This is a genomic window from Inquilinus limosus MP06, assembly GCF_000767795.1.
Taxonomy (GTDB): domain Bacteria; phylum Pseudomonadota; class Alphaproteobacteria; order DSM-16000; family Inquilinaceae; genus Inquilinus; species Inquilinus limosus_E.
The window spans coordinates 1-11,133 of sequence record NZ_JANX01000163.1 but is presented as its reverse complement, the minus strand read 5'-3'; the positions used below and the strand labels follow the sequence as shown (position 1 = coordinate 11,133).

12 protein-coding genes and 1 riboswitch are annotated in these 11,133 nt (G+C 68.2%); of the genes, 9 read left to right on the top strand and 3 right to left on the bottom strand.

Going from position 1 to position 11,133, the window contains the following annotated elements:
- Nucleotides 1–196 precede the first annotated feature (196 nt).
- Nucleotides 197–1,039 (bottom strand): lytic transglycosylase domain-containing protein, encoded by an 843-nt coding sequence (locus P409_RS14780; RefSeq protein ID WP_052120645.1) that lies wholly within the window; start codon nucleotides 1,037–1,039, stop codon nucleotides 197–199.
- Nucleotides 1,040–1,233: 194 nt separating this feature from the next.
- Between P409_RS14780 and P409_RS14775 the strand changes: the two genes are divergently transcribed.
- From P409_RS14775 to lepB, 7 genes are all read left to right on the top strand, one after another.
- Complete coding sequence (locus P409_RS14775; protein WP_202964672.1) at nucleotides 1,234–1,899, top strand: FadR/GntR family transcriptional regulator; 666 nt, start codon at nucleotides 1,234–1,236, stop codon at nucleotides 1,897–1,899.
- Nucleotides 1,896–3,074, top strand: a complete 1,179-nt coding sequence (locus tag P409_RS14770) for a PLP-dependent transferase (protein WP_034838085.1) — start codon at nucleotides 1,896–1,898, stop codon at nucleotides 3,072–3,074. Before P409_RS14775 ends, P409_RS14770 begins: the two co-directional genes overlap by 4 nt.
- Nucleotides 3,075–3,103: 29 nt before the next feature.
- A complete protein-coding gene (locus P409_RS14765) occupies nucleotides 3,104–4,372 on the top strand; it encodes an ABC transporter substrate-binding protein (protein ID WP_034838082.1) in 1,269 nt (422 codons plus the stop codon).
- 154 nt (nucleotides 4,373–4,526) lie between these two features.
- Nucleotides 4,527–5,450: a carbohydrate ABC transporter permease gene (locus P409_RS14760; RefSeq protein ID WP_034838079.1), complete on the top strand. Its 924-nt coding sequence runs from the start codon at nucleotides 4,527–4,529 to the stop codon at nucleotides 5,448–5,450.
- 4 nt (nucleotides 5,451–5,454) lie between these two features.
- Entirely contained in the window at nucleotides 5,455–6,306 is an 852-nt protein-coding gene (locus tag P409_RS14755; protein ID WP_034838076.1) for a carbohydrate ABC transporter permease, read from the top strand.
- 52 nt (nucleotides 6,307–6,358) lie between these two features.
- Nucleotides 6,359–7,294, top strand: a complete 936-nt coding sequence (locus P409_RS14750; RefSeq protein ID WP_034838072.1) for an acetamidase/formamidase family protein — start codon at nucleotides 6,359–6,361, stop codon at nucleotides 7,292–7,294.
- Complete coding sequence (lepB, locus tag P409_RS14745; protein ID WP_052120643.1) at nucleotides 7,291–7,986, top strand: signal peptidase I; 696 nt, start codon at nucleotides 7,291–7,293, stop codon at nucleotides 7,984–7,986. The genes P409_RS14750 and lepB overlap by 4 nt, the downstream gene beginning before the upstream one ends.
- Nucleotides 7,987–8,003: 17 nt before the next feature.
- Here the strand turns inward: lepB and P409_RS14740 are convergent, their stop codons facing one another.
- The gene (locus tag P409_RS14740; RefSeq protein ID WP_034838068.1) at nucleotides 8,004–8,672 is read right to left on the bottom strand and encodes a peroxiredoxin; all 669 of its coding nucleotides are present in this window, start codon (nucleotides 8,670–8,672) and stop codon (nucleotides 8,004–8,006) included.
- Nucleotides 8,647–8,850: a hypothetical protein gene (locus P409_RS37965; protein WP_152613385.1), complete on the bottom strand. Its 204-nt coding sequence runs from the start codon at nucleotides 8,848–8,850 to the stop codon at nucleotides 8,647–8,649. Before P409_RS37965 ends, P409_RS14740 begins: the two co-directional genes overlap by 26 nt.
- A gap of 122 nt (nucleotides 8,851–8,972) precedes the next feature.
- A riboswitch (TPP riboswitch) is annotated at nucleotides 8,973–9,075 on the top strand.
- Between the two features lie 56 nt (nucleotides 9,076–9,131).
- Between P409_RS37965 and thiB the strand changes: the two genes are divergently transcribed.
- Together thiB and P409_RS14730 are read left to right on the top strand one after the other, a co-directional pair.
- A complete protein-coding gene (thiB, locus tag P409_RS14735; RefSeq protein WP_034838065.1) occupies nucleotides 9,132–10,133 on the top strand; it encodes a thiamine ABC transporter substrate binding subunit in 1,002 nt (333 codons plus the stop codon).
- Between the two features lie 184 nt (nucleotides 10,134–10,317).
- Nucleotides 10,318–11,133: ABC transporter permease family protein (locus P409_RS14730; protein ID WP_152613384.1), on the top strand; the 816-nt coding region annotated here is incomplete at its 3' end.

Genomic DNA, 11,133 nt, shown 5'->3' with positions numbered 1-11,133 from the left:
CAGGGCGCCGATGCCGGCCCCGGCCAGGCCGCCGGCGGCCGCCCCGCCGATCGTGTTCGGCGCGCTGTCGAACTGGCAGGACGCGACCGACGCGGCAAGCGCGACCACGATCAGGCATTTCGGGAACCGCATGGCATCCTCCGTCGCAGGCAGTGGAGTGAGGATCGGCGCGAAATAGGGCTTCTTCAAGCCCCGCTCAGTTGCGTAGGACGATGCAGGCGCCGCCGGCCCGGCGCAGGCGGCTGCAGAACTGGTTGCCCTCGGCCCGGCTCTGCGCCGGCACGCTGACCCGGTAGAAGCGCCGCGTGCCCATGCTCAGCATGCGGGTGCCGACGATCATCGGCTGGATCTCTGCCATCAGCTGCGGAAAGCGGCGACGGACGCGGTTGTAGGAGGCCAGCGCCCGGCCCTTGGAGAAGTTGCCGGCGATCTGCACGTGCCAGGGCGCGGTCGGCGATACCAGCTCGTCCCGGTCCGCCTCGGTCTTCAGCGACGCCAGGATCTCCAGGCAGGGCTTGTCGCTGCCGTCGAAGCCGGGGACTGTGCCGCCCGGCTTCGGCACCCAGTCATCGGCCGGGCGCTTGGTGACGAACAGCACGTAGTCCTCGGTCTCCAGCGGCAGGAAGCCGCGGCCGCCGATCCAGCTCTCGACCCGGTTCGGTCCGGCATTGTAGCCGGCGGCGGCGAGGCCGAGATTGCCGAACTGATCGCGCAGCTCGGCCAGGAAGGCGGCGGAGGCCGGCAGCGCCGTCTCCGGGTCGAACGGGTCCTCCAGGTCGCGCAGCTTGGCGGTGCCGGGCATGAACTGGGCCACGCCCTGCGCGCCCTTGGGGCTGACCGCGCGCGGCCGGAACCGGCTTTCCTTCCAGATCAGCCGGGTGAAGAACTCCAGCGGCAGGTTCTCGGCGGCGGCCGACTGCTCGATCAGCCGGCACACCGCCTGCTCGACCGTCTCGTCCCTGCCCGGCGCGGCGTCGGCGGCGCCGCAGGACAGCAGGGCCCAGACGACCCCGACCCAGCCCCATGACCGCACGCGCATTCCGCTCACCCCGCAACGATGTTGCGATTTGTAACCGCGGCCGCGGCGACGGCAAACCGATATTGACGGCATACAATGCATTCGATCAAAGTGGTCCAGATGTCAGACCAATTCTGGGTCCTCCGCCGCCGATGTCCGGCCGCCTCCGCCCCGCTTTGCTGCCGGTCCGCACGCCGACGCGTGACGAGGCGGCGTTGGCGGCGATCGCGGAGCATGTCGAGCGCGCCGGCATCAAGCCCGGCGAGCGGCTGCCGCCCGAGCGCGAGCTGGCGGAGCAGCTGCAGGTCAGCCGCTCCACCATCCGCGAGGCGCTGAAGCGCTGGGAGGGGCTGGGCATCGTCGAGATGCGCAAGGGCAGCGGCACCTATCTGAAGGTCGCGGTGTCGACCGCCAGCATCCACATGCCGCTGACCATCGACCGCGCCTCGGACGTCGACACGCTGCTGCACACGCTGGAGGTGCGGCGGGCGCTGGAGGGCGAGGCCGCGGCGATCTGCGCCCGCCGCGCGACCGAGGCGCAGATCGCCGAGATCGGCCGCCGCCTCGACATCATGGAAGCGCACCACACCAAATACGGCGACGCGCCGGAGCAGGACTGGGAGTTCCACCAGTCGATCTTCCGCGCCACCGAGAACCCGATCTTCGAGCAGATCCTGGCCAGCATGCGGGACGCCTTCCACCGCTTCTGGGAGAACCCGCTGGACATGCCGGATTTCGCCGGCCGCACCTTCCCCTATCACCGCGTGATGTATGACGCGATCGTCCGGCGCGACCCGGACGGCGCACGCGCCGCCGCACTGACCATCATCGACATGGTCGATGAGGATATCCGAGACGCCGACCGCAGACGGACCCGATGACCGACGATTTCCCCGCCCCCGAGGCCTACGCCGCCTCCACGACCCTGGCGCATGACGATAGCTTCCCGGCCGGCGCCGTGGTGCCGCCGATCTACCAGACCTCGCTGTTCACCTTTGCCAGCTATGCGGAAATGGAGGCGGCGTTCTCCGGCCAGGTGAAGCGCCCGATCTATTCCCGCGGCGACAACCCGACGGTGCAGGAGTTCGAGCGCAAGGTGGCGGCGCTGGAGGGGGCCGAGGCCGCACGCGGCACAGCCAGCGGCATGGCGGCGATCAGCTCCGCCGTGCTCAGCATCGCCGGGTCCGGCGACCGCATCCTGTGCACCCGCCATGTCTATGGCGATGCCTATCGGCTGTTCGAGAAGCTGATGCCGCGGCTGGGCATCACCGTCGACTATGTCGATGCCGGCGACCTGGCGGCGGTCGAGGCGGCATTGCCCGGGGCCAAGCTGCTGTATCTCGAGAACCCGACCTCGATGATGTTCGAGCTGCAGGAGATCGGGCGGCTGGCGGCCCTGGCCAAGGCCCATGGCGCCGCCACGATCATCGACAATTCCTGGGCCACGCCGCTGTTCCAGCAGCCGATCAGGCACGGCGTCGACCTGGTGGTGCATTCCGCCTCGAAATACCTGTCGGGCCACAGCGACACGGTGGCCGGGGTGATCGCCGGGTCGGCCGAGCGCATCGCCCGAGTCAACGACCTGGCGTATCCCTATCTCGGCGGCAAGCTGTCGCCCTTCGAGGCCTGGCTCTTGGTGCGCGGCATGCGCACCCTGCCGCTCAGGATGCGCCAGCACCAGGAGAGCGGGCTGGCCATCGCCCGCCGCCTGGCCGACCACCCGCTGGTCACGCGCGTGCTGCACCCCGCCTTCTCCAACCACCCCGGCGGCGCCACGCTGACCGGCCATAGCGGCCTGTTCTCCTTCGAGGTCGAGGAGACTGTCGACGTGCCGCGGCTGGTCGACGCGCTGCGCCTGTTCAAGCTCGGCGTCAGCTGGGGCGGGCATGAGAGCCTGGTGGTCCCGGCCCGCGCCTCGCTGCGCCAGGCCCAGGGGCCGAACTCGATGTCAGCCTTCGGGGTGACGCCGCGCATCGTCCGCCTGGCCGTCGGGCTGGAGGACACCGAGGACCTGTGGGCGGATCTCGAGCGCGCGCTCGCAGGCTCCGTGAACTGACACTTCGCTCTTCAAACAGGGAGGCAAAAATGAAACGTCTGATGCTCCTGGCCGGCCTGGCCGCGATCGCCTTCACCGGCCCGGCGCTGGCCGACACCAATCTGAAGCTGGTCGAGGTCATCACCAGCCCGCAGCGCACCGAGTTCCTGAAGGGCCAGATCAGCAAGTTCGAGGCCGCGAACCCGGGCGTGCATGTCGAGATCGTCTCGCTGCCCTGGGGCGAGGCGTTCGAGAAGTTCCTGACCATGGTGCAGGCCGGAGAGACCCCGGACATCGCCGAGATGCCGGAGCGCTGGATGTCGCTCTACGCCAACAACGGCCAGCTCGAGGACCTGTCGTCCTACATCGCCAAATGGGACGAGGCGTCGACGCTGAACGACCGGGCGGTGCAGTTCTCGAAGACCGTGAACGACACCCCCTACATGGTGCCCTACGGCTTCTATCTGCGCGGCCTGTACTGGAACAAGAAGCTGTTCCAGGAAGCCGGCGTCGCGGCCCCGCCGAAGACGCTGGACGAGTTCATGGAGGTGTCGAAGAAGATCGCGGCGCTGGGCGGCGGCAAGGCCGGCTATTGCCTGCGCGGCGGCAAGGGCGGCACTGGCGGCACCGCCTTCTTCATGCTGACCATGGACGGCAAGGGCAAGTTCTTCAACGACGACGGCACCTCGACCTTCGCCGATGCCGACGCGGCCAAGGGCATGCAGTTCCTGGTCGACCTGTACAAGGCCGGCGGAGCGCCGAAGGACAGCCTGAACTGGGGCTTCAACGAGACCGTCACCGGCTTCTACTCCGGCACCTGCGCGATGCTGGACAACGACCCGGACGCGATGATCGGCATTCTCGACCACATGAAGCCCGAGGATTTCGCCGTGGCGCCGATGCCGCTCGGGCCCGGCGGCCACGCCTACCCCTCGATCGGCTATGCCGGCTGGTCGATGTTCGCCAACAGCGAGCACAAGGAGGAGAGCTGGAAGCTGATGTCCTTCCTGCTCGACAACGACCAGAACCTGGAATGGGCCAAGTTCGTCGGCGTGCTGCCGATCCACAAGGGCGCCGAGAAGAACGAGCATTTCGCCGGCGAGCGCTATGCCGGCTGGTTCCAGGAGCTGAACGACCCGCAGTGGCAGCCGCTCCCCTGGCCGGCCCATCTCGAGGAGTTCGGCTACTTCTTCGACGTCATGTCGGTGCAGAGCTTCCAGGAGGCCCTGCTGGGCCAGAAGCAGTCGGCCGACGTCGCCAAGGAATGGGCCGACTACCTGACCACCGCGCAGCAGAAGTTCCTGGCCAGCAAGAAGTGACGCGGGCAGCGGTTCATATCGGTCCGCGGCCAATCCCAAGCCGTCATGGCGAGCCCCGAAGGGGCGTGGCCATCCAGGGCAGCTCGCACCGGCCCCTGGATGGCCACGGCGCTCCGCGCCTCGCCATGACGGAGTCAGACATGCGATGGTTTAGATGACCGTAACCCACGCGATCCCGGGCACCCGCCCGGGATCCTTCCGCCGCGCGCTGGGCAATGCGCTGGAGCCCTGGCTCTATCTCAGCCCGGCCATCATCCTGCTGACGCTCAGCATGCTGGTGCCGCTGATCGTCGGGCTGTCCTATGCCTTCCAGAATTTCGGGCCGTTCGGGAAGCCGACTTGGATCGGGCTGAAGAACTTCGAGACGCTGCTCGGCGACGCCAATTTCTGGCGGGCGTTGAAGAACACCGTCTGGTGGACCGTCGGCAGCCTGGTGTTCCAGTTCTCCGGCGGCCTCGGCCTGGCGCTGCTGCTGAACCGGCCGTTCCGCGGCAAGCGGGTGGTGCAGGCCCTGGTGTTCCTGCCCTGGGCGGTGCCGACCTTCCTGTCCGGCCTGGTCTTCGCCTGGCTGTTCAACCCGGTGGTCGGGCCCCTGCCCTACTGGATGGCCGGCCTCGGCCTGCTGTCGGAGCCGTCGAACATCCTGTCCGACCCCGACCTGGCGATGTGGGGCCCGATCCTGGCCAACATCTGGTTCGGCATCCCGTTCTTCGCCATCACGCTCCTGGCCGCGCTGCAGGCGATTCCGGCCGATTTCTACGAGGCGGCGGCGATCGACGGCGCCACGGCCTGGCAGCGCTTCGCGAAGATCACCATCCCGTTCCTGGCCCCGACCATCGCCATCACCGTGCTGCTGCGCACGATCTGGATCGCCACCTTCGCCGACCTGATCTGGGTGATGACCAATGGCGGCCCGGCCAACGCCACCAACATCCTGTCGACCTACATCTTCAGCCAGGCCTTCACCCGGCTGAACTTCGGCTACGCCTCGGCCGTGGCGACGGTGCTGCTGCTTCTCCTCCTGCTCTATGCCGGCATCCTGATCCGGATGCGCAAGAGCCTGCTCGCGGGGCAATGAGACCATGACCATCGTCGGACGCTCGCCCCTCGGCCGCGCCGCCAGCGGCACCGGCTTCTATCTCGGCATCGGCGCCTACCTGCTGTTCGCGCTGTTCCCGCTGTACTGGCTGGTCAAGATCTCGGTCACGCCGACCCAGCTTCTGTTCTCCGAGGGCATCACCTTCTGGCCGTCGGAATGGACGCTGGCGAATTTCGGCTCGGTGCTGACCGCCAGCAACTTCCCGCGCTACTTCCTGAACAGCGTCATCGTCTCGGTCGCCACGGCGGCGGTGGTCACGCTCTGCGCCTCGGCCTCCGGCTACGCCTTCTCGCGCTTCCGCTTCAAGGCCAAGCCGGTGGTGATGTTCGTGCTGCTGCTGACCCAGACCTTTCCGCTGGTGATGATCATCCCGCCGGTCTACCGCCTGATGGCGCCGCTGGGTCTGACCAACAACCTGATGGGGCTGATCGTCATCTACAGCGCCTTCAACGTCGCCTTCGCCACCTTCCTGATGCAGTCCTTCTTCGACGCCATCCCGAAGGATCTGGAGGAGGCGGCGATGATCGACGGCTGCAACCGCTTCCAGGCGCTGCGCCGGGTGGTGCTGCCGCTGACCCTGCCGGGCATGGGCGCGACGCTGGGCTTCGTCTTCACCGCGGCGTGGAGCGAGCTCTTGTTCGCGCTGATGCTGATCAACTCCGACAGCCAGAAGACCTTCGCCGTCGGCCTGCTGACCTTCGTCGCCAAGTTCGGCGTCGACTGGGGCCAGATGACCGCGGCCTCGGTGCTGGCGCTGATCCCGGTCTGCATCTTCTTCGCCGTGATCCAACGCTACCTGGTGCAGGGACTGACCGCCGGCGCGGTCAAGGGTTGATCCGGCGGCGGAAACGTCCGAGCGTGTCGGCTCCATCGGAGGGGAGCCGACCATGCCGCGACACCACGTGCCCGCGTCCGCCGAGACCTGCGGCTGGGGCTATTTCGACGCCGCGCGCGAGCCGGTGCTGACGGTCGACAGCGGCGACACGGTCGTCATCGACACCGTGACCGGCGGGCCGGAGGTGCTGCCGAAGGGCGGCTTCCACATCCCGCCCGAGCTGTACGAGATCCACGAGCGCTGCGACCGGTCGACGCCCGGCCACATCCTGACCGGCCCGGTCGCGGTCCGCGGCGCCCGGCCCGGCCAGGTGCTGGAGGTGCGGATCCTCGACGTCTCGCTGCGCCAGGACTGGGGCTACAACGTCATCCGCCCGCTGGCCGGCACCCTGCCCTACGACTTCGAGGAATCGCGGCTGCTGCACATCCCGCTCGATGCGGCACGCGGCACCGCCCGGCTGCCCTGGGGGCTGGACCTGCCGCTGAACCCGTTCTTCGGCGTCATGGGCGTGGCGCCGCCGAAGGGCTGGGGTCGGATCAGCTCGATCCAGCCGCGCGCCCATGCCGGCAACATCGACAACAAGGAGCTGGTGGCCGGCACCACGCTCTACCTGCCGGTGTTCAACGACGGCGCCCTGTTCTCCTGCGGCGACGGCCATGGCGCCCAGGGCGACGGCGAAGTCTGCATCACCGCGATCGAGACGGCGCTGCAGGGCACCTTCCAGTTGATCGTGCGCGAGGACCTCAGCTTCCCCTATCCTCGCGCCGAGACGCCGACCCACCACATCACCATGGGCATGGACCCGGACCTCGACCGCTGCGCCGAGATGGCGCTGCGCGACATGATCGTGCTGCTGGGCGAGGTGGCCGGCCTGTCGCGCCACGACGCCTATACCCTGTGCAGCCTGGCCGGCGACCTGCGCATCACCCAGACGGTGAATGGCTGCAAGGGCGTGCACATGATGATGGCGAAGGATCTGCTGAATTGACGATACGTCGGCGCGAGGCGATCGGGCTGGCGGGCAGCGCCCTGCTGGCCCTCTCGGCTGGGCGGGCAGCCATGGCGGCGACGCTCGGCGACTGGCTGGACGGCGCCGGCATGGTTGCCCGCTTCCTGGCCGCCGGCATCTCGGCGAAGAGCTATGCGATGGCCAGCTCATCGATGTTGCCGACACTGGAGAAGGGGGATGTCGTTCTGGCCGATCTCCGCACCGCCGGCACCCTGCCCGGCCGCGGCGACATCATCGTCTTCCGGCCGCCAGGCCCGGACACGGTCTACGTCAAGCGGGTGATCGGCCTGCCGGGCGACCGGGTCGCGCTGAAGGGCGGGCGGTTGGTGCTGAACGGCAAGATCGTGGAGCGGCACCCGAAGGGGCGGGCCGAGCTGGTCCTGTCCTATCGGTCGATGCCGGCCGCGATCTATGAGGAAGTGCCGGGTGGCGCCCGTCCGTATCAGATCGCCGAGATGTTGGGCACCCAGATGTTCGACGACGTTCCCGAGCGGGTGGTGCCGCCGGACGCGGTCTTCGTGCTGGGCGACAACCGTGACAATTCGCTGGACAGCCGCTCGCCCGATTTCGGCCCGGTCCCGATAGGGAACGTCATCGGCCGCGTCGTCTACCGGCTGCGACCGAATTCCGGCTGGCTGGTGCCGGAGAAGAGCGTCCCCGGGCTCGATTGAGCCCGGGGATCCGGACATCAGTCGCGCGGCTGGGCGACGGTGCGGAGATAGGGCTTGAGGGTCTTGAAGCCGGCCGGGAACTTCTGCTTGGCCTCCTCGTCGGAGACGGAGGTGACGATGATCACGTCCTCGCCGTTCTTCCAGTCGGCCGGGGTGGCGACCTTGTGCTTGGAGGTCAGCTGCAGCGAATCGATCACCCGCAGGATCTCGTCGAAGTTCCGTCCCGTGGTCATCGGATAGGAGATCACCAGCTTGATCTTCTTGTCCGGCCCGACGACGTAGACGTTGCGCACGGTCTGGTTGTTGACCGCGGTGCGGCCCTCCGACGTGGTGCCGGCATCGGCCGGCAGCATGCCGTAGAGCTTGGAGACGACCAGCTCGGAATCGGCGATCACCGGGAAGTTCGGGGCGTAACCCTGGGTCTCCTTGATGTCCTGGGCCCAGGCGGCATGCCGGTCGACCGGGTCGGCGCTGAGGCCGATGACCTTGACGTCGCGGCGGTCGAACTCCGGCTTCAGCCTGGCGACGGCGCCGAGCTCGGTGGTGCAGACCGGGGTGAAGTCCTTGGGATGCGAGAACAGCACGCCCCAGGATGAGCCGAGCCAGTCATGGAAGCGGATCCGCCCCTCGGTGGTCTCGACTTCGAAATCGGGCGCGTCCTCACCAATCGCGAGCGGTCCGGCCATTTCTACCTCCAATTAACGTTAATTTTGTAATTTTACCGTGCCGCGGAGCCGGTGTCATCAGGAGCGTCGTCTTCGACAAAATGATCTCCGGCTCCAGCGCGGGATCGTCGATCTCCGGGAAATCCTCGCTCAGCGGCTTCATCGTCTTGAGCAGGGTCACAAGTCCGCGCTCGTTCATAGGCTCCTCCCCGGCTGCGCAGGAGACATGTGCTATCGGATGCCTTGCTACAAGACCTCCAAATGGTCGCTCCAACCAAACGGGCCTGCGTTGACAGGCCGGTCACGCGCCCCGATGATGCGCCCGTCTTGCCGGGGTGCCCGCGAGGGCTGAGAGGCGCGTCAGCGCCAACCCGACGAACCTGATCCGGGTCATGCCGGCGGAGGGAGCGCGAGACGACGCCTCAGGCCTCGGCACCGTCCCCTCTCCGCCTCCGCTTCGACCCCTGCGGAGGAACCGTGATGCGCCTGACTGCCGCCGTCCTGCTGACGGCCCTGACCTCCGCCCTCGCCGGCACGGCCCTGGCCGAGACTCCGGTGCTGAAGGTCTACACCTACGAATCCTTCACCGCCGACTGGGGCCCGGGGCCGCAGGTGAAGAAGGCCTTCGAGGCCGAATGCGGCTGCACCGTCGAGTTCACTTCGGTCGAGGACGGCGTCGCCCTGTTGTCGCGGCTGAAGCTGGAGGGCAAGGCGAGCCAGGCCGATATCGTCCTGGGCCTCGACACCAACCTGACCGCCGAGGCGACCGCGACCGGCCTGTTCGCGCCGCATGGCCAGAAGCTGGACGGTCTGTCGCTGCCGGTGGCCTGGACCGACCCGGTCTTCGTGCCGTTCGACTGGAGCTACTTCGCCTTCGTCTACGACAAGACCAAGGTGCCGAACCCGCCCAAGAGCCTGCACGATCTCGTCGAGAACAGCGACCTGGAACTGACCATCCAGGACCCGCGCACCAGCACGCCGGGCCTCGGCCTGCTGCTCTGGGTCAAGCAGGTGTATGGCGACAAGGCGCCGGAGGCCTGGGCCAAGCTGAAGCCGAGAATCCTCACCGTCACCCCGGGCTGGAGCGAGAGCTACGGCCTGTTCCGCAAGGGGGAGGTGCCGATGACCTTCAGCTACATCACCTCGCCGCCCTATCACGTGATCGCCGAGAACGACAGCAATGTCGGCGCCGCAGTGTTCAGCGAAGGCAACTACCTGCAGGTCGAGGTCGCGGCCAAGCTCGCCTCCTCGAAGCATCCGGAGCTGGCCGACAAGTTCCTGGCCTTCATGCTGACTCCGGCCTTCCAGGACCAGTTGCCGACCACCCAATGGATGTACCCGGCGGTGACGCCGAAGGCCGGGCTGCCCGACGCCTACAAGGCGCTGCCCGCCCCGGCCAAGGCGCTGCTGTACCCGCCGAAGGAGGTCGCGGCCAACCGTGCCGCCTGGATCGCCGAATGGCTGCAGGCGACCAGCAAGTAAGATAGCGCCTTTGGGCCGAGCCACCCCCTCACCCTCCCGCCGCCGACGCGGCGGGCCCCTCCCTCTCCCCAAAGAGAGGGGACATGCAGCGCAGTCTCACCTCTCCCCAGGGAGAGGCCGAAGTCGTGCAGCGATTTCGGGTGAAGGGGAAGCCGGCGCCAAAGCCATTCGCCGGTCCATCCGGATGACCTCCCTCCCCGGCCTGCTAGCGCTGCTCGCCATCCTGGCGCTGATCGGCACCGCGGCAACCGGCCTGCTACGGGCGGCGTCGGAGCTCGACCTGCTGCCGGTCTGGGCCGATCCGTATCTGTGGTCGGTGCTGCGCTTCACCGCGCTGCAGGCCGGGCTGTCGGCGCTGATCAGCGTCGCCATCGCCATCCCGGTCGCCCGCGCCCTGTCGCGCCGCCGCTTTCCCGGCCGCACCCTGCTGCTGCGCCTGTTCGGCCTGCCGATGATCGTGCCGGCGGTGGCCGGTGCCTTCGGCATCCTGACAGTGTTCGGCCGCTCCGGCCTGGTGGCCGACCTGTTCGCGGCGCTCGGCCTGCCGATCCGGCCCAACATCTACGGGCTGACCGGCATCCTGCTGGCGCATGTGTTCTTCAACATGCCCTTCGCCGTGCGCGTGCTGCTGGCGGCCTGGGGCACCATCCCGGCCGAAAGCTGGCGCCTGGCGTCGATGCTGGGGCTGCGCGGCGCCGACCTGTTCCGGCTGGTCGAATGGCCGATGCTGCGGCGTCAGCTGCCCGGCCTGACCGCCCTGGTCTTCCTGCTGTGCTTCACCAGCTTCGCCGTGGTGCTGACGCTGGGCGGCGGCCCGGCCTCGGCCACCATCGAGATCGCCATCTACCAGGCGCTGCGCTTCGATTTCGACCCCGGCCGCGCCGTCGCCCTGTCGCTGCTGCAGGTGGCGCTCTGCGCCGCGCTGGTGCTGGCGGCGATGCGGCTGACCGGCCGGGTCGCCGATGAGGGCGGTGTCGGCCGTCCGGTGCTGCGCGACGAC